Source organism: Bacillus sp. FJAT-27916 (assembly GCF_001183965.1).
GTDB lineage: Bacteria > Bacillota > Bacilli > Bacillales > Pradoshiaceae > Pradoshia.
Genome location: NZ_LFZV01000001.1, coordinates 244,248 through 267,508 on the forward strand (window position 1 = coordinate 244,248; position 23,261 = coordinate 267,508).

Sequence of the window (23,261 nt, forward strand, 5' to 3'; positions counted from 1 at the left end):
ATTTTGTAAGTTTAGCGAATAGTGGGGAGGTACAACATTTTTGAAAGGGAATCGATTGAGGTATGGGGTATTTATTTTGGCTGTTATGGTCATTATGGCATTCCTGCCAACAGGGGGAAATGCGGCAGCAAAGTCATTTGTTGACCCAAGTAAGAAATATACATACACACAGCTCGGCAAGGATATTAAGGAGCTGCAGCAGCAATACCCGGATATTGTTAAGTTTAAGACAATTGGCAAGTCAGAATATGGCCGCAATATTTATGCGGTTGGACTTGGGAAAGGTTCCGCGAAAGTCTTCATCAATGGTTCTCACCATGCGCGGGAATGGATGACGACAAGCTTGAATATGGAATTGATCGATCAGTATGCTGCAGCCTACAAAGGAAACAAGAAAATTGGCGGCTATAATGTGAAAAGTCTCTTGAACTCTTCAACTCTATGGTTCGTGCCAATGGTTAATCCAGATGGAGTCACTTTGCAGCAGCAGGGGCTGAATGCTTTTCCGAAAAGCACGCACAGTTCATTAATTAAAATGAATAACGGCAGCAAAAACTTCAAGCGTTGGAAGGCTAATGCGAAGGGGGTTGACCTGAACAGGCAATACAATGCCGGCTGGAGTGCAATCAAGAATTCTCCAAAATCACCAAGCTACAAAAACTACAAAGGCAAGACTCCTGAAAGCGCGAAGGAAGTGAAAGCCATTGTCTCCTTCGTCAATGAAATCAAACCTGAAATGGCCATTGCCTATCATTCAAGCGGGGAGATTCTCTACTGGAATTATAAACAAAATGCGACCAACAAAAAGCGTGACCTCGTCTATGCAAAGAAAATTGGCAGCATGACAGGCTATTCGCTTGTGTATCCTGGTCCGAACCCATCTGGCGGCGGATTCACGGATTGGTTCATTGAGAAGAAGAAAAAGCCTGGATTCACACCTGAGATTGGGAAGTATGTTGTGGAAACGGAATTGCCGCTTTCTGCTTGGTCGCGTGTATGGAGCCAAAATAAAGCGGTCAGCCTATATGCGGCCCAGGAAAGCATTAAGCTGAAGGATGCGCGTGATAAGAAGGCTGCCGATCAAGTGAAGAAGGACTCCGCAGCGAAGAAGAAGAATGCCGCTAAGCTGAGAAACTATTATGCAACAAATATTAAGAAAACAGCTGATGTGAAAGTGACGAGTGCTCATCAAAGTCTTTATAATACAGTCGTGAAGGATATCACAGCCCTTGAGAAGAAAGTGAACACACTCCCTTCTAAATATACAAAGGGAATCAAGGCTGACATCGACAGTATGAAGACCCATAAAAAACGTTCCCTAGCCTTCATGAATGCAGTGAAAGAAGGAACGACCCTGCAAAAAAATCAAACAGCCATGATTAATTACATGAAAGCAGGCAAGGCTGACACAAATATCAATACAAAATACACAACCTTACAAAAATCGATTACAAACATGAATAAGAAAATTAACTCTGTCTACACGCCTGAAGTCCGTGCCCTCTTTAAGGCGAAATATATCACGCCAGCTGAGAATACCAGACAGAATAACCAGTATGAAAAAGATCGCGTCAATTTGCTGATTGTGATGGACAAACAAGTGAAAGACAAGAAATACGAGGAAGCCAAAAAGAATCTGGACAAACTCAAAGCTTTGGAGGACAAATCGAAAAAGCTGAAAGCCGATTCGAAACGTTATCCAACCTACAAGGATTATGAAAAGAGCTTAAATGATTGGAAGCAAATGCTTGTTAAGCAGATTGAGGCTGCCTTAGCACCGCCTGCTGAACCTGCTGCCGAACTTGTGCCGCAAACGGAGGCAGAGCCATCCGTTGAGCCAGAGGTCAAAGAGGAACCAGCTGCAACAACGCCGGCAACTGAAGCTAATGAGCCGGAGCAAACAAAAGAAGAAACGGAAGTAGTTCCTGCTGAGGAAACACCGGCAGCATCGGAAACTACTGAAGCAGTTGAGGGTGAAGTAACTGAATAAAGCCTGTTGGATAGATGGAGAGAGATCTCCATCTATTTTTTTCATTTCATGGGTGGAGTTTTCGTAGTAAATGATAGAAGTCAGCGGACTTTCAGCAAAAAATAGGCAAAAGTATCTCTATATCTCGTTTTTTCCTTATTCCTTCTCTGGAGGGTAAAATAATTTTATAACATGTAAAATTACAATTAATTATACTATAATTATATAAAGAGTTTTATTTTTACTGAATACCCCAAAAATGTGGAACTTCTACTCGTAATATGTAAAGAAATGAAAAAATGCAAAGGAGATTGAGAGATTGGTATTTTTACAACTTAATCCGGCAGAAAAGAAAGTGGTGTTTCGTTTTTGCTGAGACGTGGAATGAAACAGCTAAGAATAATCGGGCTGTCTCTATTTTTGTTAGTGGGAATGCTTGCCGGCGGCATATCTATTCCTGCTTTAAGTGGAGAAGCCGATGCAGCGACTGTGACGACGTATACGACAACGGCCAATTTGAACCTGCGTAAGAGCGCGAGTACTTCCTCATCAGTAATATTAACCATTCCGAAAGGGAAGAAGATTACGTATGTCTCGACTTCGGGAAGCTGGTATAAGGTTAAGTACAGCTCGAAAACAGGGTATGTTAGTTCAAAATATGTTAAGAAGACCACCACAACGACTTCAACAGCCATTAAGAAGACCAAATTCAAAACAACTGCTAATGTTAATTTGCGTTCAAAAGCATCGACATCAGGATCTGTTTTGACCACGATCCCGAAAGGTAAAGTTGTTACGGCAACGGCTAAATCAGGGTCTTGGTATAAGGTTACATACGGTTCGAAGACTGGGTGGGTCAAAAGTACATATGTGAAAGAGTATTACAAGTACACAACGACAGCTAAAACGCTCTATAAGACCACGAAAACGGCAACTCTTCGATCCACCCCGGATACAAAGAAAGCCTCTGTCTACTCCATAACAGCAGACAATGTTTTTCAATCCACACAGAAGGTTGTTAATAGTATAGGGGAAACCTGGTACAGGGTTAGCTACAAGAGTAAGAATTACTTTGTTCAATCGACATTTGTGACCAAGGTAACCGCCTCATCCTTCTCGAAACTGACATATAAAGCGAATACTGCATCAGCTCTTTATTCTTATGCAGGTTCGAAACATACAAAGCTTACCACAGTGCCGAAGGGTGCTACGATAAGCACGACTTACCGCATTGGAAACTGGTATAAAACCACTTACGGCGGAAAAACGGGCTATGTATGGATCAAAAATTTCTCTAAAGTGACAGCAAGTTCAGACTCTGGTTCTACTTCAGGCTCAGGCTCCACAGGATCTACCAACACGACACCGCCTGATTTACCAAGCGGAACAACCATTACAAAGGTCAATTATGTGACGACCTCTAATCTCAATTTACGTGCATCTGATTCATCGTCGTCTACGTTATTAGGGACTGTTCCTGAAGGTACGACGCTTTCTACAACATATAAGACAACAAATGGCTGGTTCCAGGTGACCTATAGCGGCAAGACTGGATTCGTTTCCGGAAATTATTTGGTTACGGAGGCAAATGCAGCAAAGATTAAGAGCTATGAAAGCAATCAAGATCATTATATATTCCTAGATTTGCGGACAAAATCCTCCGTAACAGCAGCTCAAATCGATGCCTATATCGCCAAAAGTGCGACATCCACTAATAGTGTTTTACATGGACAAGGGGCAACGATAATTGCCGCAGCGGAAAAATACGGGGTAAATGCCTTGTATTTAGCAGCACATGCTATCCATGAAAGTAACTATGGGAAATCAACGATATCAATGGCGAAGAACAATCTATTCGGGTTTGGTGCCTACGACTTGGCGCCATTCGTTGGAGCGGTTAAATACTCGACTATTAAAAGTAATATTGAATTTATCGCACAAGAAATGAAAGCAACCTATCTAAATCCAAGCAACTGGAAATATAAAGGTGCTTACTTAGGTTATACGATTAAAAACGTCAATGGTACCCGCATTGATTCCTTAAGTAAAGGGATGAACTTCTACTATGCGAGTGACTCCAACTGGGGTAATGCGATTGCTAGCCATATGACCGGCATGCTCTCCTACAGCAATGAAGGAGCGAAAAACCAAGCCGCTAATACGACAGTTCCATCAAGACCGGCTTATCCAAGCGGTAAAGATGTATTCCCAACAGGCATAATCGCCGTAGCAAAGGCAAACATCAGCTTGTACAGCACAAAAGGAAGCACAAGCACGGTCGCTGCGACCATTCCAAAAGGGGCTACCTTCAATCTTCTTGAGAAATGGAATGATTACTGGCTAACGGTTAAGTATAATGGAAAAACCTATTATACAAATAAAATCAGCCTAAGCAGCTACAATAATTACATGTCCGTCAAAAACCTTGCGCGCGTAACAGCTTCATCACTGAACGTACGCTCAAGCGCAAGCACCACTGGCACGATCGTCGGCACACTCGATAAATTCGAATATGTTGAGTTAGTGGTAAACTCCAGTAACACACCTATTACCAGCGGAAGTTGGTACAAAGTGAAGTTAGAAGACGGTACAATCGGTTGGTGCTCCAGCACCTATCTAATTCGTGAATTGAATAAATAAGTAAGATGAGGAACCCGGACTCTGTCCGGGTTTTTTCTCTGTTAAATAGGTAGAGATAGGGAAAATCGACCCTCTAGCGGTCAAAAGGAAGACTGCTCAGCCCTCAAATGATCAAAATGGACAAGCTGATAGTTTTTTAGTAAGGGAATCTGGATTTTTCATTTGAATCTCTTCCAAAACCTCTTTTATTACGCCGTTTTGATATGGGGGCGTACTCCTCTGAAGTATCATAGATTTGGGGTAAGCACTCATCACCGCTAAAGATTTAAAAATATCTCCCTATTTTCACTCATTAATCTCCGCAACAAACCGCTTCATTATGACAAACCATCTTAAATCCTGTCATTTTCCTACCGATATTATGGATGTAATGACAATCTGAACCTTAAAAAGTGAAAATCAACCAAAATGATAAGCAACTAGTCTAAAAGTATGTTAAAATTAACTAATAAATGCCATATAATTACATAATGTGCTGAATTATAAGTATTATGGATGGGGTTATTAAGGCTATTTTTAAGAAAAAGGGGGAAGGTTGAATGAATGGTGGGTCGAAAGTAATGGTTGTTTCGATTAGTATGTCCTTGCTTTTATCGACAGGGCTGATTTGGCCTGAGGGGAAGCGAGACAGGTATTCGTTAGGGGGGCTGCATGCAGAGGCAGCTGCGGTTACCTATTATAAGACGACTTCGAATCTGAATATGAGATCTGGTGCGAGCACGAAGAAGAGCATCATTATGACGATTCCGAAGGGGAAGCAGGTTACGTATATTTCCAAGAGCGGCAGCTGGTTTAAGGTGAAGTATGGCTCGAAGACGGGCTATGTGAGCCGCACCTATTTAAAGAAGGTGGGAGCGGCTGCATCGGCACCAAAGGAGGCGGCAACGAGAACCGTCTATAAGACGACCTCTAACTTGAATATGCGGTCAAAGGCAACAACAGCTAAGGGGAGCCGCGTACTGCTGACGATTCCTAAGGGAAAGGAAGTTACGTATATCTCCAAGAGCGGCAGCTGGTACAAGGTGAAATATCATTCGAAGACGGGCTATGTGAGCTCCAAATACATAAAGAAAACGACCACTCCAGTGACTACTGCGAAATCAACAAAAATCACTTCCACAACCTATCAAACGACGGCTAACCTCCATATGCGTTCCACTGCATCCGCAAAAGGCAAGCATGTTATCACGATTCCGAAGGGGAAGAGGGTGACAGCGACGGAAAAGTTCGGAGATTGGTACAAGGTTACATACAGCGGGAAAACAGGCTGGGTCGTAAAGAATTATATAAAGGAATACCATGCTTATTCCACGACAGCAGCAACCTATTATTCTACGAATAAATCTGCCGGTATTTACGAGAATCCGAATACGAAGAAGAAGCTGTCTTATACACTGCCGAAGGATTACCTGCTGACCAGCACTCAAAAAGTGGTGAACAGCATCGGTCAAACATGGTATCGAATCACTTATAATAAGAAGCATTATTTCATCCAAAGCACGGCTGTTGTGCGTAAACAAGCCACATCCATCAATAAGACCAGCTATCAGCTGATTCAGGATACAGATCTTTATTCAGCCGCAGGAACGGCTCATTCTAAACTGTCCAAGATCGCAAAAGGAACAGTCATTACGACTTCTTACAGAATTGGGGACTGGTATCAGATTACTCATAATGGCAAGAAGGGTTATGTGATGGGCAAATTGCTCAAGGCATATAAGGCGCCAACTATAACGAAGCCCGTAGAGCCAGAGAAACAGCCAGAGGTTCAGGAAAATAAGCCAGCTGATTCCGAGAACAAGACACCTGCTGCTGAAGCCAAGCCGGACGGGCAGGCAATAACAGAAGCTGTCTTTTATGTCATTGTTGACCGCCCGTTTAAATTACGGTCATCTGATTCGACTTCATCAGAGGCATTAGTGGATATTCCGAGTCATACGGCCGTGAAAAGTGCCTATAAAACGAAGAGCGGCTGGTATGAGGTGAGCTATAAAGGCCAAACCGGCTATGTCTCCGGTCATTATTTGATTACGAAGGCGGAGTATGATCGCTATCGGGAGTTGGCGAACAAAAAGGATTCATATTTGACACTCGATTTGAGAACCGAATCCTCAGTGACAGCTGTGCAAATCAATCAATATATTGATGATTATGTAAAGCGAACAGGAAAGCCGAGTGTCCTTGCGAATAAAGGACAAGCATTCATAAATGCAGGTAAGCAATATGGGGTGAATGCTTTGTATCTTGCCGCCCATGCGGTTCATGAGAGTGGCTATGGGACCTCGGTGATCTCATTGGCGAAGAATAATCTTTTCGGCTTTGGCGCCTATGATTTAGCCCCATTTGTCGGGGCGATGCGTTTTTCGACCATTGAGGAGAATATCGAGTATATTGCGAGAGAAATAAAAGCAACCTATCTATCTAGCGGAAACTGGAAACATAAAGGACCCGTTCTCGGTTACACGATTAAGAATGTCAATGGAGCTCGGGTGGACAGCTTGAGTAAGGGCATGAATTTCTATTATGCGAGTGATTCTAGCTGGGGCTCTAAGATTGAGTCCCATATGAGCAGGATCCTTGCCTATCGTAATGAAAAGGCAGTCGGACGAAAGCCGATCACAAAGAGTGTGACATCACCAGCTAGACCTATAGGGGTGGATAAATTACCGACCGGTACACTGGCAGCTGCGAACACCCCCATAAAGCTTTATGCCGCAAAGGACTCGACTATAGCACCGGCAGCAACGATTAAAAAAGACGAGACCTTCCATCTGCTGGAAAAATGGAATGATAATTGGTTTAAGATTCAGTACAAGGGGGAATCTTACTTCACTAATGTCATCGGCTTAAGCAGCTATCATCAGTTTATGAAGGTGTATAATCTGGCTCACATAACGACTGGCTCTTTAAATGTCCGTTCAGGTGCTGGTGTACAATATGATATCGTTGATAAGCTCTCTAATTATGCCTATTTCGAGCTTGTACTCGATAAAAGCAAAAATCCGGTCAAGAAGAATGGCTGGTACCAGGCGAAGCTGCCTAGCGGCAAGAATGGCTGGGTATCTGGGTCCTATGTTGCACGTGATTTGATTAAATAAAACAAAAACCCTCTTTTCCTAGAGAAAAGGGGGTTTTGTTATTTTAATATAAATAATAACCTCCTTTTAATTTGATTTTATAAGCTATTCATTAGAAAATAAAAATAATAGTGCTATTTTAGAATAGTTTAAGTTGAGGAGGGACGAAGGTGAGTGAGACTAATTCATTTTCAAATAAGCTGATAGCGGCGTCCATGCTAGTGACGTCAGGCTTATATTTAGGCAATGGATCTGACCTGCCGGAGAAACTGGGCGGCTTAAAGGCTGAGGCAGCGAGTACGGTCTATTACGAGACGACAGCCAATTTACATATGCGTTCTAAGAGTAGTATGAGCAGCAAAATTTCAATGACTATTCCTAAAGGAAAGCAAGTCATTTACATATCAAAGACTGGTGACTGGTATAAAGTGCAGTATGGTACAAGAACGGGGTACGTAAGCTCGCGGTACTTAAAAAAGGTCACGAAGGTCTATACAACGACAGCTAATCTAAACTTGCGTACAAAGGCTTCCACAAGTTCAGCTATTGTCACGACGATTCCGAAAGGGAAGACGGTTACCTATGTCTCAAAAAGCGGCAGCTGGTATAAGGTGAAATACGGCTCGAAGTCGGGGTATGTTAGCAGCAAATATATCAAGGCCTCGTCTTCCTCGTCTAATACATCATCACAGACGGCTATCAAGGCAACAAAGTTCAAGACGACAGCCAATTTGTATCTCCGTTCTAAGGCCTCTACGAGCAGTTCCAGCTACCTCCTCATTCCGAAGGGGAAGGTTGTAACGGCAACGGCGAAGTCAGGCAATTGGTATAAGGTGACGTATGGAGGCAAGACGGGCTGGGTCAGCGGTACGTATTTGAAGGCATATAATACGACCACGGCAACGAGTCTTACCTATTATGCGACAACGGGAACGGGCAAGCTGTATAAATCTGCGAGCACATCAAGTACAGTCGTTTATTCGATTAAGTCCGGGAATGTCTTCAAGTCTACGCAAAAGGTTGTCACTAGTACGGGCACCACGTGGTACCGGGTGCTATATAATAATTCCTACTACTATATTCAATCAACCCAAGTGAAAAAAATGACGGAAAAGTCTATCCCTGCAGCTACCTATAAGGCGGATACAGCAACCAGCCTTTACAGCTTTGCTGGTACGGCTTATTCAAAGCTTACCTCCATTCCAAAAGGAGCAACGGTTAAGGCGGTATCCACGATTGGGGATTGGTATAAAGTAACCTATGGAAGCAAGACGGGTTATGTAAACATTAAGCAATTTTCAAAGCAGACCTCTGCTGGGACGAGCATTGCGGCAACTAAATACAAGACAACAGCCAATTTAAATTTGCGTTCCTCCGCCTCCTTGAGCGGCAATATTTTAACCATGATTCCAAAGGGAAAGACCGTTACAGCTACGGCGAAATTAGGCAGTTGGTACAAGGTTAACTATAATGGTCTGACCGGTTGGGTGAGCGGCAGTTATTTGATCAAAGACACGACCAACTCCACGGGCACTTCAACGGATGGAGAGGTTGCTCAATCTTACGTAACAACGGCAAACTTGAATATTCGTAAGACCGCCTCTACCGCTTCATCAAAACTCGGGTTTATTCCGAAGGGAACAACCATTAAGGCGACAAAGTATAATAGCAGCTGGTATAAGGTGACCTATGGCGGGGTATCTGGTTATGTATCCGCCTCTTATCTCGTTTCAAGCAGCTCTTCTTCCGCTGAGCAGACAAGCACGTCTTATTTAATGATGGATTTAAGAACTGAGTCCTCGGTGACAGCTGCGCAAATTAATCAGTACATTGCGAAGTATACAACTTCCTCCAACAGCGTATTGTACGGGAAGGGGAGTGCGTTTATTGCTGCCGGGAAGAAGTATGGGGTAAATGCGCTCTATTTGGCTGCCCATGCGATTCATGAGAGTAATTACGGGAAATCAACGATTGCGAAGGCGAAGAATAATTTATTCGGTTTCGGGGCATATGACAGCTCGCCTTTTGTCAGTGCGGTGAAATTCTCCTCCGTTGAAAGCTGCATCAATTATCTTGCTCAAGAGATGAAGGCGACGTATTTAAATCCGAGCTCCTGGAAATATAAAGGAGCGTATCTTGGCTACACGGTGAAGGGCGCAGATGGAAAAAGGATTGACAGCTTGAGCACTGGGATGAACTTTTACTATGCATCGGACTCTAATTGGGGAAGATCGATTGCGAAGCATATGGAGAATATCCTCCCCTTTAGCAAAGAGGGAGCGAAGAACAGGACACCTAATAAAACTTATCCAGCGTACCCTAGTTTCCCAAGCGGAAGTGATACCTTCCCGAGCGGGACTTTAGCGATAGCGAAGACGTCCATTAAGCTTTATTCGACAAAGGGATCCTCGACTGTTGCTGCAACCATCACCAGCGGCAAGTCGTTCTACCTAGACGCAAAATACAATGATTATTGGTTCCGTGTGACGTATAACGGCAAGACGTATTATACGAACAAGATTAGCATGAGCAGCTACTCCAGCTATATGAGCGTAAAGAATCTGGCGCGTGTGAGTGCGAGCAGTTTAAATGTGCGCTCGACACCAAGCACATCCGGTTCAGTTATTGGCAAGCTCTCAAATTATCAGTATGTTCATTTAGTCCTTAATTCGAGCAATGTACCGGTAACAAGTAACGGCTGGTACAAGGTGAAGCTTTCCAATGGCACGGTCGGCTGGTGCCAAGGAAGCTATCTATTGCGATTGTTGAATGGGTAATTTCATAGAAAGCCATTCTTCAGCAATATAGATAGATATAAGGATAAACAGTAAATTATTTCACCATTTAACAATAAAGCCTTTCTCGGCAGGTTTGAAACTTATAGGGATGAGTTATATAATATAGCAGAGGTTTTACCTCACTCTATGGAAAAGGTCAACTGCCAGTTTGCGAGCAAGCTAGCTTAGGAGAGAAGAATGATCATCCTGATTGGCCGCTTATTTGATTATTGGCTTGTCTGCCAATGAGTTCATAATGGAGAATAAGAAGGCTGTTAAAGCAGCAGGTCGCAACATCATCCTTGAGTGATCTTATGAACGAACGATTCATTGTGATCGAGGATGAGTGAAGAAAGGAAAATTTGATTATCTGAGGGCATATATTTGCCGAGGACAACGGGTGTCTTCGGGGTGCAATTAATGTCAGAAATCAGTAAGGTGAATAATGATTAGAGAATGGTTAATAGAAGCGTATTTGCTTGTTTTTAGATTATTATTTGGTACATTTAAATGGATTCCATTAAAAGATAAAGTCACATTTGTCGTATCCTTTGGTGATAATTCACAATATGTTTATGAAGAAATGCGTCGAAAGAATATTTCTTTTGACGTGGTTTTTTTATGTAAAGGAAATAGTCAGAATCGGTTTCAAATTTATGAAGATGCTGCCGTTGTAAATATGGGTGGTGCTAATCCAATTGATTTGGTGAGAATGGCTTACCACCTGGCAACATCCAGATATGTTTTTGTCGATAATTATTATGGTTTTCTTGCGGTTACTCATTTCAAGCCGGAAGTGGAATGTGTACAGCTATGGCATGCTTCAGGAGCAATCAAAAAGTTTGGTCTGATGGATTCTTCGGTGAAGCATCGCTCCAAACGTGCGCAGGAGCGCTTTCATAAAGTATACTCCCGTTTCCGCAAAATTATTGTTGGCTCGGATACGATGGCCCAATATTTCATGAATGCATTTGGGGTTAAGGGAGAAAATATTCTTAGAACTGGTATTCCCCGAACAGACTTCTTTTATAACCAGAATGAAAAAGAACGGATATTCAATGAAATGACCAAACAAAATGAGCTGCTATGGAATAAGAAGGTTATTTTGTATGCACCGACTTATCGTGATCATGAGCTTGACCGCTTTAAACTTGAAATGGACCTCGATAAGATGTATAAGGAATTAAGTGATGATTATGTACTGGTTCTTCGATTGCATCCGGCAATCAAGCATGCGGAAGATTACAGTAAGAAGTATACAGACTTCGTGTTAAATTATTCTTCTAATGAGTATGACATCAATGAGCTGCTAATCGTAACGGATGTCTTAATTACCGATTATTCGTCCATTCCTTATGAATACTCCTTATTAAACAAACCGATGATATTCTTTGCCTATGATTTGGATACCTATGAGGCTGATCGGGGATTATGGGAGAATTATGAACAGATGGTGCCGGGACCTGTTGTGAAAACAACAGAAGACATCATTAACACAATTAAACAGAATGATTTTGATATGAACCAAATAGAAGAATTCTCACGTAAATGGAATAAATACTCCAAGGGGCACTCAAGTGAGAACTTGGTCAGCTATTTATTCGATCAGAAGCCGATCGTTTCAAAACAGCGTGCACTGTAATCGAATAATCGCATCAACATGGGAAGGAATTTCAACTCTTATGAAGTCAATGTTTAAGGTAATACGAGAACAAATACAATCATTTTATTTAATACAGCGGTTGGCGATGTTTGAAATGAAAAGTGCCAACACGAATAATTATTTAGGGATTCTCTGGGAATTCATTAACCCAATGATTCAGATAGGTATTTACTGGCTTATTTTCGGTATCGGGATTCGCGGAGGACAGGATATTGACGGGATACCGTTCATTTATTGGATGCTCTCTGGGATCGTTGTTTGGTTCTTTGCCAATCCAGCTATTTTGGAAGCAACGAAGTCCATCCATAAGCGAATCAATATGATTGCGAAGATGAGTTTCCCGATGAGTACGATTCCGTCCTTTGTCATCATGTCCAAATTGTATCAACATCTCATGATTTTGGTCATTGTGATGATTATCCTGCAATTTGGGGGATTCCCTATTTCCGTTTATTATGTCCAGGTGCCATACTTTATGTTGGCTGTGTATGTCTTTATATTAGCCTTGACTCTTATTACTTCGACACTTGCGATGCTTATTCGGGATATCCAAATGGTTGTCCAAGCGATTATGAGGATGGTTTTCTATATCACTCCATTAATTTGGCACAGCTCCAGGCTTCCAGATGGACTGCAGATCCTGATTAAGATTAATCCGCTCACCTATATTGCGGAGGGCTACCGAGCCTCCTTGCTTGGTACAGGATGGTACTTTATAGAGAATTTGAATTATACCCTCTACTTCTGGGGATTAACTCTTGTCCTGTTATTAATCGGATCTGTACTGCATGTCAAATTCAGAAATCATTTCGTGGATTATTTGTAAGAATGGGGTGAATGAATATGAGTGATACGGTCATTCTAAAGAATGTTTTCAAAAAATATCGTATGCATAGCAAACCGGCTGATAAGCTGCTGGACATTATTCTTCCAGGCGGACGCGGAGAGGATTTCTATGCCTTGCAGGATATCAGTTTCACTGCAGGTAAAGGAGATGTCATAGGGCTAGTCGGAGTAAATGGCTCCGGAAAATCAACGCTCTCCAATATTATCGCTGGTATTATCCCTCCTTCCTCAGGGACAGTGGAAACGATCGGGCAAACGTCCTTGATTGCGATTGCTTCTGGGCTGAACAATCAATTGACCGGTCGTGAAAATATCGAGCTGAAATGCCTCATGCTAGGTTTCTCGAAAAAAGAAATCAAGCAAATGGAGCCGCATATCATTGAATTCGCTGATATTGGCAAATTCATTGATCAGCCTGTCAAAAAGTACTCCAGCGGGATGAAATCAAGATTAGGATTTGCGATTTCGGTCACCGTTGATCCGGATATCCTCATCATTGATGAAGCTTTGTCGGTCGGTGACCAAGGATTTGCAGAGAAATCTAAGAAAAAGATGTATAGCTTCCGTGACAGCGGAAAGACCATCTTCTTTGTCAGCCATTCGATGAAGCAGATCAATGATTTCTGTAACAAAGCCATTTGGCTGGAGTATGGTGAATTGAAGCAATACGGAACAACGGATGAAGTATTACCGGAGTACAAGCGTTTTGTGAAGGAATATAAAGCGATGGATGATGTGCAACGTAAGCTTTTCCGTGAAAGAGCGATTCAGAAACAAAGCGGTATGGTGCTTAAATAATCGTCAAAGGCTGCCCTGTAACGGGGCAGTTTTTTTATGCTGTAAAAACTTTGAAAGATAATGTCGAAGCTCTAGATTAGTTTCTCTATATTTAATACGATAGGGATGTGGATTCTTTATAACGCACGAAATTTTCGTTTATTAAGTTTTCAAGATAGATAGATTCTGCCTAAGATTTATAATTATCAACTCATTTGAACAAGAACAAATAATAGCGAAAGAAGGAATAGGATGCAGGTTATTGACAGTTTGTTGCAAGGGGTAAAGCTGATTGAACCGAAAGTCTTTGGAGACCATCGTGGATTTTTCCTTGAGAGCTATAATGAGACCTTGTTCCATGAAATCGGTATCCTTGAGAAATTTGTCCAGGATAATCATTCTCTGTCGAAGGAAGCAGGCGTCATTCGAGGTTTGCATTATCAATTGGCCCCGAAGGCACAGGCTAAGCTTATCCGTGTCGTAACAGGGGCTATTTATGATGTGGTTGTTGATATGAGAAAAGGATCTCCAACTTATGGGCAGTGGAAAGGATACATACTAAGTGAACATAATAAGCGCCAGCTGCTTGTTCCCGAGGGATTTGCGCATGGATTTTGTACCATCACGGAGAATGTGAATGTGCTGTATAAGGTGGATGAATTATATTCACCCGAGTATGACCGAGGGGTTGCTTGGGATGACCCTGAGCTTGCGATTGATTGGCCAGTTTCAGAACCAATCTTATCGAAAAAAGACAGCATGCACCCAGTGTTAGCAGAAGCTGAAAATAACTTTGTTTGGGAGGGTTGAACGTGAATCTATTAGTGACTGGCGGGGCAGGGTTCATAGGCAGCAACTTTGTCCGGCATATTCTGGAGAGCTACCCGGATAAGAAAATCGTGAATCTGGATTTATTGACGTATGCGGGCAATATTCATAATTTGGATGATTTGAAGGACAATCCAAATCATCTTTTTGTTGAAGGGAATATTACGGATAGATTGCTTGTGACAGAGCTTATCAAGGAGCATGATATTGACGCCATTGTTAACTTCGCAGCTGAATCCCATGTGGACCGGAGTATTGAAAACCCTGGCATATTCATTGAAACGAATGTCCAAGGAACCTTGAATCTGCTTGAGGCGGCAAGGAGCTGCGGTGTGGAGCGCTATCTCCAGGTGTCAACAGATGAAGTGTATGGGTCATTAGGGGAAATCGGCTATTTCACCGAGGATACACCCCTTGCCCCGAACAGCCCTTATTCAGCCAGCAAAGCAGGGGCTGATTTATTAGTCCGCTCCTACCATGAAACGTATGGATTGAACGTTAACATCACACGCTGTTCCAATAATTACGGTCCATATCATTTTCCGGAGAAACTAATTCCGCTGATGATCACGAACGGATTGGATGGGGAAGACCTGCCTATATACGGAAACGGGAAGAATATCCGTGACTGGCTCCATGTCACCGACCATTGTGCCGCTATTGACCTTGTCCTTCATAAAGGGAAAAGCGGGGAAGTGTATAATGTCGGCGGTCATAATGAGCGGACGAATAATGAGATTGTTGAGATGATCACCGATTACTTAAAGATTCCAAAGAGCCGGATCAAATACGTGAAGGACCGCCTTGGACATGATTTGCGTTATGCCATTGATCCGACTAAGCTGGAGACCGAGCTTGGCTGGAAACCGAAATATACGTTTGATACAGGGATTGTTGAAACCATTCAATGGTATTTGAATCATGAGGAATGGTGGCGTCCGTTGAAAGAACGCGCAAAGTTAGGAATTTAATGATGAAAATACTCGTAACCGGAGCGAACGGACAACTAGGGACAGAGACAGTCAGCCTATTGAGCCAGGACGGCGACTATGAGGTGCGGGGATTTGATCGACAAGAGCTTGATATTACGAATGCAGAGCAAGTCATGAAAAAGGTCTGTGATTTTCGTCCGGATTGGATTCTGCACTGTGCGGCCTATACGAATGTCGAACAGGCAGAAGGTGATGGCTTAGAGGCGAATTGGAAAATCAACCGTGAGGGGTCAGTCAATATCAGTAAGGCTGCTCATGAGGTCGGTGCAAAGCTTATGACTATCAGCACGGATTATGTGTTTGATGGTAGGAAAACAAGTCCTTATACACCAGAGGATGAGCCTAATCCGCTCAATGAGTATGGGAAAGCCAAGCTGGCGGGTGAACAAGCGGTTCGGTACTATTGCCCGGATGCCTATATCATCCGCACATCCTGGGTGTTTGGTGAGCATGGGCAGAATTTTGTCTATACGATGCTGAAATCAGCAGAGAGGAAAAATGTCTTAAAGGGCGTAGCCGATCAGTATGGGCGCCCTACCTATGCGCCTGATTTAGCCAGCTTTATGAAGCATGTGATTGAGGTAAGGCCGGAAAGCGGCATCTATCATTTCTCCAATGATGAAGAGGCGAGCTGGTATGAATTTGCTGTCGAGATTCTGAAGAATACTGATGTAAAGGTCTTGCCTGTCAGCTCAGAGGAATTTCCGCAGAAGGCCAAAAGGCCGTCATACTCCGTCATGTCACTTGATAAGGTGAAGGAAACAGGATTTTATGTTCCAACCTGGAAGGATTCCTTGGAACGATTTCAAAATCAAATCAGAAAAAGTGCCTTGAGATAAGAAACCATGCTCGTAGGAGCATGGTTTCTTTGGGGCTTATTCAATGGTGTCGGCTTCCATCGCAGGAATGGTAATTTCCCATCCAGCAATAGATGTATAGGAATAGGTGCCCGTAATTTCGCCATAGACGGTCACAACATCCTCTTCAACAAAGTCGGTCGTTCCGACATATTCAACCCAAATAACATCATCTGCTGAATACCATCCATAGGATGTTTGCGTAACAGCAAGACGAATGCCGGTCATGAAATAGCCCTCACTGATTTGGAGAATTTCTCCGGTATATTTCACATATTCGCCGTCATATTTATCTGGATTTTTCTCAAGCTGGGCAAACGAAATGGTCTTAGCGTTGGCACGTTTTTCTGCTGCTGACATTGTCCGTTCGATAGAGATATCTTCCGAATGGGCATTATAGCCTTTAAGTTTAGCTTCAACCGTAAAGTCGTACGTACCTTCCTTAGCCGTATCCACCTTCATGGAGAATTTACCGTTTTTACCAGCTTTGGTTGTGCAGACTTTTGAGTCACCTTTATGGATGGTGACCGATGCTCCGGCTTGGGTTGTTCCTTTGATGGTCGTTGTCTTTGTTTGTATACTGCTCTCGTAATCTACATCCAGCTTAACAACTGTCCAGGTTCTATCGAGCGTGATTTCCTCTGTGCTGGTGTTATAGCCGCGTAATGATGAAGAAACTGTATAGGTGTAAGTTCCTTCTTTAAAGGTATTAAGTTTGAAAGAAAAGTTGCCATCCTTGCCGGTCTTCACTTTATCGATTACTTTACCATCCTTATCAGTGATGGTGACCATCGCACCAGCCTCTGTAACCCCTTTTAATTGATAGCTTGGTACTGTAATCTCCTCATCATAAGATAGCTCGAGCGGGATGTTGGTCAACGTCCGTTTAATGGACACATTCTTTGTGATGGTCGTGAAGTTCTCTTTAGCGGATACGATGTCATATTGATAGTTGCCTTCATCTGTCGTATCTACGGTAAAGGAAAAATGACCATCTTGATCGGCGGTTGCTTCGTCCAGCTTCGCTCCATCCTGAATGAGGGTGACTTTGGCATCAGGCTCCGTTGTTCCCTTAATCGTATACGTTAAGACTTCAATGTTTTTATCATATTTAAGGGTAAGCGGAATATCAGGATTCTTCCGTTTAACTGTATAGCTGTATTCCTTATCGGTTACGTAATTGCTGGCGGTAAACACAATCGTGTTTTTTCCTTTCTCAACTGGGATATTTGCCGAGAATTCACCATTGTCCTTAATAGTTACCTTTTCACCGTTTACGATCAAAGAACTCGCGTGGTTCACCTTGCCAGTCACTTCTATAGACTCTTGTGCTAAAGCGACTTCTTCAGGTGGATTGTTATCTAGCTCCATACAGATTCCATGAAGCGGCACAATAATGAATGTATAGATTAGAATTAGAATAACGGAGACGGCAAATAAGCATCCGCTAATGATGAAATACCTTTTTCGTAAGCGGTCGGTTCTCCGGAATCCCAAAAGGAGAATAATAATGGCTGCTGCCGCTGCTAATATACCGAGAAAGAGCCACATAATCCCTCACCTCCTTTCTGTGAAATCGACCTATTCTCTATTTATTTACCTCCATTTACAGCTTGTTTATCTGGAAATTGTGTCCAAGGTCGAGTGCTGTAAACTGAACCGATGTTATGGCGGAATATGTAGAGCGATTGGCATTGACCCGCTGTTTAGCAGGCTAGTACAATGTAAATAGTTCAATCGCATCCTTTGTCAATTGCATATTGTAAGCGCTTTCTAATCTGGTGGAGGAGGAAGAAAATGCGGGCATTAGTAATGGAGGAATTGCGGAAACCGTTGGTCGTGAGAGAAATGCCAGATCCAGAGTGTGCTGATGATGGAGTCGTCATTAAGGTTGAGGCGAATGGCGTATGCCGAAGCGATTGGCATGCATGGCAGGGAGACTGGGACTGGATAGGAATTGCCCTCCCTTTGCCGCATATTCTCGGTCATGAGTTCTCAGGTGTGGTGGAAGAGGTAGGAAGGAATGTGAAGAACTTTAAGAAAGGAGACCGAGTCATTGCTCCGTTCACGGTCGGTGACGGTACATGTCCGTACTGTCAGAGCGGACATCATAATATTTGTTCCAATATCCAACTGCTCGGCTTTTCGACATGGGGCGGATATGGACGTTATACCGCTGTGCCCAATGCTGATTTGAATTTGGTGCATTTGCCGGAGTCCATCAGCTTCGTGGAGGCTGCCGGGATGGGATGCCGCTTCATGACGGCCTTCCATGGAGTCACTGACCAAGCAGATGTAAAGGGCGGTGAGTGGGTTGCGGTCCATGGCTGCGGAGGTGTCGGATTATCCGCCATCCAGATTGCAAGCGCACTTGGAGCAAATGTTATTGCCGTAGATATCGGAGAGGATAAGCTGGAGCTTGCTAAGCAATTGGGAGCGGTCGCAACGGTGAATGCGAAGGAGGTTAACCCGGCCCAGGCTGTTAGGGAGATTACGAGGGGCGGCGCCCATGTGTCTGTAGACGCACTTGGCATTAAGCAGACATGCCAAGCAGCGATCAGCGGACTTCGTAAACGCGGCCGCCATCTTCAAATTGGCTTGACGACAAGAGAAGAACAAGGAATGATACCTCTTCCGATTGACTTCATCGTCCAAGCGGAAATTCAGCTCATCGGCTCGCTCGGTATGCAGCCATCCCGCTATCCAAGCATGCTCGGAATGGTTGAGTCAGGTAAACTAAAGCCCGGTGCTTTAGTGACAAAGACCATTTCATTAGACGAAGTACCAAATATATTCGAAGAGATGAATACATTCCAAAACGTGGGGGTCACGGTCGTAGATAAATGGGATGCGAAGGTGTCCGTAGAGAAATAGGATAGAGATATGGTTCAGGCAAACCTATTTGGGATTTGTCTTTTTTTTATGGACCTTTTTTGGAGTTTTGTGGTGCGTACTGGCCGTATAACACTTGGCTCAGCCTTGGGGGGATTGACCTATACGTTGGAGCTTTTGTTTAAACTCAGGAGCGGTTTCGCCCATACCACTCCAATTTCGCCCATAAACCATGAAATCAGGCTTATTCCAAGCAGAAAAAGAGGACCATCATCCCGCCAAAGGTCAAAACGGACAAGCTGACGGTCTTTTTTGAAGGGAAACGGTCATTTTTCAACTAAATCTCTTCAAAAACCTCTTCTATTACGCTGTTTTGATTTGGGAGCATACTCTGGGGAGGGCAGAATCCCTTGATTTGTGCTATCGGTGGCCTTTCCATAGAAAGACAAATAAAAAGGCACCCAGATACGCTGCGTATCTGAATGCCTTATCTCTGTTTCCTCATAGGTCGTGTTCCAGGTAGAGCTGTTCGCCTTCTTCGATGGAGGCTTGGCCGTTTGAGAGGTCGGTCATCCAGCTGGTGAAGGCTTGTTTGTCGTCTTCTTCGACATAGGATTCAATCATGACCTTGTCGAGATAATGAATTTCCTTGATGGCGTAGTGAGAGTTGCGGTGCTCATTCTCGATTTTGCCGAGCAAGGTGTAGTCGAAGGTTGATTTCATGATGGTCATGAGTCTTCGTTCAACGATGCCGGTCTCGTCTATTCCGTGGGAGGCTGAGCCGCCGTATGCACGGATAAGGCCGCCGGCACCTAGCTTGATGCCGCCGAAGTAGCGGGTGACGACCACAGCGGTGTCCTTCAGACCCTTTTTCTTGATGACTTCGAGAATGGGAACACCGGCTGTTCCGCTTGGTTCACCGTCATCATTGGCCTTTTGGATGAGGTCCTGCTCGCCGATCATGTAGGCAGAGCAATTATGGGTGGCATCCCAGTGTTTTTTCTTAATGGTTTGGATGAAGTTGAGGGCTTCCTCCTCTGATTCGACACGGTTCACATAGGTGATGAAGCGTGATTTTTGAATGGTTTGTTCGGCTTCTCCGTATCCTTTAACGGTTTTATATGATTTCAGCATGAGAACTGCCGCCTTTCTCTTTGTATCAAGTCTAGTATACTTTTTATTTCGCATTTATTGTAGGTATGAATACAGGATGTAGTGCCTATATGACTAAAACTGGCAAAATAAGTGTTATAATTTGACTATGATGTTAATTTTCCCTTACGGTAATACAGATAATATATCCTAATTATCAAACTTGTACCCGCAAAAAATGGAAAACATCTAACGAATGATATAAATGCTTGTTCTTTCGTTCGATATAAAAAGAGGGTCTTTTGGTTTAGCGCATGAGAGATGGATAGGAGGTATTTCATGTGAGGGTACCTAAAATAGACAGCAAAGCACTAGACCGTATTCTGGATAATATGATAGAGACGGTTAATTATAGCAAATCAGAAATCTATGAGATTGGCGAACAGTGCCAGCATGATTATGATCAAATTATATCAGAGCTTGAGACAGTGAAGGCGATGGTGTCAAAGGTTATAACCGATGGTGATGAACTCGAACGAAAGGCTCGCGAGTCAAGGAAGCGGCTGAGCTTTGTTTCTTCCCGATTTAAGGAGTTTACGGAGGAACAGGTCCGGAATGCCTATGAGAAGGCACATATGCTCCAGGTGGATTTGACGATGAATAGGGAGCTTGAGAAACAGCTGCGAAAGCGCCGCGATGATTTGGAGAGGCGTCTGACCGGATTACAGGAAACAATCGATCGGGCCGATAATCTCGTGTCACAGATTACGGTCGTGCTACAATACTTAAACAGTGATTTACGTGAAATGTCTGATGTATTGGATATGTTTAAACAAAAGCAGGACTTCGGATTCAAGATTATCGAAGCGCAGGAAGCGGAGAGGAAGAAGCTTTCGCGTGATATTCATGATGGACCTGCACAAATGCTCGCGAATGTCATGGTTCGTTCTGATTTAACTGAGCGAATATTCAGAGAAAGAGGACCAGAAGAAGCACTCCTTGAAATCCGCTCCTTGAAGCAGATGGTAAGAAGCGCTCTCTCAGAAGTGCGCCGCATTATTTATGATCTTCGCCCAATGGCACTAGATGATCTAGGGCTCATTCCGACATTGCGAAAATATTTGCAGACAATCGGAGAGTATAATCCGCAGATTGAATTTAAGTTTCAGGTGTATGGGCAGGAGAAACGGCTTGAGCCAAATTATGAGGTGGCCTTGTTTCGATTGGCCCAGGAGGCTGTTCAAAATGCGATTAAGCATGCGGAAGCGTCCGTTATTATTGTGAAATTAGAGCTTTTGAATGATAAAGGAACACTGACCGTACGTGACAACGGAAAAGGCTTTGTTCCGCAGAAGCATACAGAGGGTTCATTCGGCATTATGGGTATGAATGAGCGTGTCGACACACTTGAGGGAGAATTGACAATCCAGTCAAGTGTTGGCGGAGGAACATTGGTTTATATACAAATTCCGCTGAAGTCATCATCTAAAGTGTAAATAAATGAGGAAAATAGTTATCTAGTTATATTTTTGGCAAATGTTTGTAGTTTTAGGAAAATCAAGAATATAATAGTGATAGACAAATGTACGAGAAATGGAGGAGACATAATGACAACAACAATCGCAATCGTAGATGACCATCAGCTTTTTCGTGAAGGTGTAAAGCGTATTCTTGATTTTGAATCGTCTTTTAAAGTCGTAGCCGAAGGAGATGATGGACCAGATGCACTCTCCATTGTAGATACATATCATCCAGATGTCGTCATCATGGACATCAATATGCCGACAATGAACGGGGTTGAAGCAACAGCACAGCTGCTTGAAAGACATCCTGATTCACGCGTAATCATCCTATCGATTCATGATGATGAGAACTATGTGACCCATGCGCTCAAAACGGGTGCCCTTGGATATTTACTTAAAGAGATGGATGCGGATGCATTGATTGAAGCGGTTAAGGTGGTCGCATCGGGCGGCTCTTACTTGCATCCGAAGGTTACGCATAATCTTGTAAGAGATTACCGGAGATTGGCGACAGATGAGGCAGCTGGCGGAGAGAATATCTTAAACTTGGAGATTCGTCGTCCATTGCACTTGCTGACGCGCCGTGAATGCGAAGTCCTGCAATTACTTGCAGATGGAAAGAGCAACCGGGGAATTGGGGAGACGCTCTTCATTAGCGAGAAGACAGTTAAGAACCATGTCAGCAATATTCTACAAAAAATGAATGTGAATGACCGTACTCAAGCCGTCGTCTATGCAATCAAAAATGGCTGGGTCGAGGTCCGATAATATGAACGTCTGTCCTTTGGGCAGGCGTTTTTTTCTATACAAATGAGTCGTTTTTTGGTACATTCCCTAATAAAGAATCGAAAAGGCGGGGATGAAGATGGAACCAAAAAGATACATCAGGGATGCTCATATCGAGGACTTGCCAAGGATTGTCGAAATCTATAATTCGACAATTGCAGGCCGGATGGTAACAGCTGACCTTGAACCGGTTTCAGTAGAGAGCCGTACAGGCTGGTTTCATGATCATCAGCCAAATCAGCGTCCACTCTGGGTAATGACCGAGGATGAAGTCATCATTGGCTGGCTTAGCTTTCAGGATTTCTATGGACGGGCTGCCTATCAGGCAACGGCAGAGGTGAGTATTTATATGGACCCCGCCTACCGCAAGCGCGGAATCGGAGCGGCGTTTCTTGAGGAGGCAATCCGCCGGGCGCCGGATTATGGAATCCGCACACTGCTTGGGTTTATTTTTGGCCATAATGAGCCAAGTATTCGCCTTTTCAAACGGTACGGATTTGATACATGGGCCCATATGCCGCGTGTGGCTGAACTTGATGGGGTGGAGCGTGATTTGGTTATATTAGGGAAACGCTTGGGAGAGATACCTAAGAGTTAAATTT

The 23,261-nt window shown here is 43.4% G+C and carries 16 protein-coding genes; 14 read left to right on the forward strand and 2 right to left on the reverse strand.

The window, feature by feature from the left end:
- The first annotated feature begins 40 nt into the window (after window positions 1–40).
- The 10 genes from AC622_RS20455 (at window position 41) to rfbD (ending at window position 16,408) form a co-directional block, all read left to right on the forward strand.
- The gene (locus tag AC622_RS20455) at window positions 41–1,990 is read left to right on the forward strand and encodes a M14 family zinc carboxypeptidase (RefSeq protein ID WP_197089888.1); all 1,950 of its coding nucleotides are present in this window, start codon (window positions 41–43) and stop codon (window positions 1,988–1,990) included.
- Window positions 1,991–2,353: 363 nt separating this feature from the next.
- Entirely contained in the window at window positions 2,354–4,609 is a 2,256-nt protein-coding gene (locus tag AC622_RS01150) for an SH3 domain-containing protein (RefSeq protein ID WP_156185528.1), read from the forward strand.
- 539 nt (window positions 4,610–5,148) lie between these two features.
- Window positions 5,149–7,707: an SH3 domain-containing protein gene (locus AC622_RS01155; protein ID WP_049669400.1), complete on the forward strand. Its 2,559-nt coding sequence runs from the start codon at window positions 5,149–5,151 to the stop codon at window positions 7,705–7,707.
- Between the two features lie 149 nt (window positions 7,708–7,856).
- The gene (locus AC622_RS20365; RefSeq protein WP_053103696.1) at window positions 7,857–10,463 is read left to right on the forward strand and encodes an SH3 domain-containing protein; all 2,607 of its coding nucleotides are present in this window, start codon (window positions 7,857–7,859) and stop codon (window positions 10,461–10,463) included.
- Window positions 10,464–10,908: 445 nt separating this feature from the next.
- Window positions 10,909–12,105: a CDP-glycerol glycerophosphotransferase family protein gene (locus tag AC622_RS01165; RefSeq protein ID WP_049669401.1), complete on the forward strand. Its 1,197-nt coding sequence runs from the start codon at window positions 10,909–10,911 to the stop codon at window positions 12,103–12,105.
- A gap of 40 nt (window positions 12,106–12,145) precedes the next feature.
- Complete coding sequence (locus AC622_RS01170) at window positions 12,146–12,952, forward strand: ABC transporter permease (protein WP_049669402.1); 807 nt, start codon at window positions 12,146–12,148, stop codon at window positions 12,950–12,952.
- A gap of 17 nt (window positions 12,953–12,969) precedes the next feature.
- On the forward strand, window positions 12,970–13,770 hold the full coding sequence (gene tagH / locus AC622_RS01175) for a teichoic acids export ABC transporter ATP-binding subunit TagH (RefSeq protein WP_049669403.1): 801 nt from the start codon (window positions 12,970–12,972) through the stop codon (window positions 13,768–13,770).
- A gap of 231 nt (window positions 13,771–14,001) precedes the next feature.
- Window positions 14,002–14,559: a dTDP-4-dehydrorhamnose 3,5-epimerase gene (gene rfbC, locus AC622_RS01180; RefSeq protein WP_049669404.1), complete on the forward strand. Its 558-nt coding sequence runs from the start codon at window positions 14,002–14,004 to the stop codon at window positions 14,557–14,559.
- 2 nt (window positions 14,560–14,561) lie between these two features.
- Complete coding sequence (gene rfbB, locus AC622_RS01185; protein ID WP_049669405.1) at window positions 14,562–15,548, forward strand: dTDP-glucose 4,6-dehydratase; 987 nt, start codon at window positions 14,562–14,564, stop codon at window positions 15,546–15,548.
- A 2-nt stretch (window positions 15,549–15,550) separates the two neighbouring features.
- Window positions 15,551–16,408 carry a dTDP-4-dehydrorhamnose reductase gene (rfbD, locus tag AC622_RS01190; RefSeq protein WP_049669406.1) on the forward strand — a complete coding sequence of 286 codons (858 nt, stop codon included), beginning with the start codon at window positions 15,551–15,553 and terminating at the stop codon, window positions 16,406–16,408.
- 36 nt (window positions 16,409–16,444) lie between these two features.
- Here rfbD and AC622_RS01195 read toward each other — a convergent pair whose 3' ends face one another.
- A complete protein-coding gene (locus tag AC622_RS01195; RefSeq protein WP_049669407.1) occupies window positions 16,445–17,977 on the reverse strand; it encodes an Ig-like domain-containing protein in 1,533 nt (510 codons plus the stop codon).
- Window positions 17,978–18,223: 246 nt separating this feature from the next.
- On the opposite strand from AC622_RS01195, the gene AC622_RS01200 reads away from it, so the two are divergent.
- Entirely contained in the window at window positions 18,224–19,300 is a 1,077-nt protein-coding gene (locus AC622_RS01200) for a zinc-dependent alcohol dehydrogenase family protein (protein WP_049669408.1), read from the forward strand.
- A 459-nt stretch (window positions 19,301–19,759) separates the two neighbouring features.
- Here AC622_RS01200 and AC622_RS01205 read toward each other — a convergent pair whose 3' ends face one another.
- A complete protein-coding gene (locus AC622_RS01205) occupies window positions 19,760–20,392 on the reverse strand; it encodes a YigZ family protein (RefSeq protein ID WP_049669409.1) in 633 nt (210 codons plus the stop codon).
- A gap of 299 nt (window positions 20,393–20,691) precedes the next feature.
- On the opposite strand from AC622_RS01205, the gene AC622_RS01210 reads away from it, so the two are divergent.
- The 3 genes from AC622_RS01210 (at window position 20,692) to AC622_RS01220 (ending at window position 23,257) form a co-directional block, all read left to right on the forward strand.
- The gene (locus tag AC622_RS01210; RefSeq protein WP_082196976.1) at window positions 20,692–21,846 is read left to right on the forward strand and encodes a sensor histidine kinase; all 1,155 of its coding nucleotides are present in this window, start codon (window positions 20,692–20,694) and stop codon (window positions 21,844–21,846) included.
- A 111-nt stretch (window positions 21,847–21,957) separates the two neighbouring features.
- A complete protein-coding gene (locus tag AC622_RS01215) occupies window positions 21,958–22,641 on the forward strand; it encodes a response regulator (protein WP_049669410.1) in 684 nt (227 codons plus the stop codon).
- Between the two features lie 97 nt (window positions 22,642–22,738).
- Window positions 22,739–23,257 carry a GNAT family N-acetyltransferase gene (locus tag AC622_RS01220; protein ID WP_049669411.1) on the forward strand — a complete coding sequence of 173 codons (519 nt, stop codon included), beginning with the start codon at window positions 22,739–22,741 and terminating at the stop codon, window positions 23,255–23,257.
- Window positions 23,258–23,261: the final 4 nt, after the last annotated feature.

Coding starts and splice junctions, on each gene's coding strand:
- AC622_RS01150 (WP_156185528.1), top strand. CDS start 2,354: ATGAAACAGCTAAGAATAATCGGGCTGTCTCTATTTTTGTTAGTGGGA.
- AC622_RS01155 (WP_049669400.1), top strand. CDS start 5,149: ATGAATGGTGGGTCGAAAGTAATGGTTGTTTCGATTAGTATGTCCTTG.
- AC622_RS01165 (WP_049669401.1), top strand. CDS start 10,909: ATGATTAGAGAATGGTTAATAGAAGCGTATTTGCTTGTTTTTAGATTA.
- AC622_RS01170 (WP_049669402.1), top strand. CDS start 12,146: ATGAAGTCAATGTTTAAGGTAATACGAGAACAAATACAATCATTTTAT.
- tagH (WP_049669403.1), top strand. CDS start 12,970: ATGAGTGATACGGTCATTCTAAAGAATGTTTTCAAAAAATATCGTATG.
- rfbC (WP_049669404.1), top strand. CDS start 14,002: ATGCAGGTTATTGACAGTTTGTTGCAAGGGGTAAAGCTGATTGAACCG.
- rfbD (WP_049669406.1), top strand. CDS start 15,551: ATGAAAATACTCGTAACCGGAGCGAACGGACAACTAGGGACAGAGACA.
- AC622_RS01195 (WP_049669407.1), bottom strand. CDS start 17,977: ATGTGGCTCTTTCTCGGTATATTAGCAGCGGCAGCAGCCATTATTATT.
- AC622_RS01200 (WP_049669408.1), top strand. CDS start 18,224: ATGCGGGCATTAGTAATGGAGGAATTGCGGAAACCGTTGGTCGTGAGA.
- AC622_RS01205 (WP_049669409.1), bottom strand. CDS start 20,392: ATGCTGAAATCATATAAAACCGTTAAAGGATACGGAGAAGCCGAACAA.
- AC622_RS01215 (WP_049669410.1), top strand. CDS start 21,958: ATGACAACAACAATCGCAATCGTAGATGACCATCAGCTTTTTCGTGAA.
- AC622_RS01220 (WP_049669411.1), top strand. CDS start 22,739: ATGGAACCAAAAAGATACATCAGGGATGCTCATATCGAGGACTTGCCA.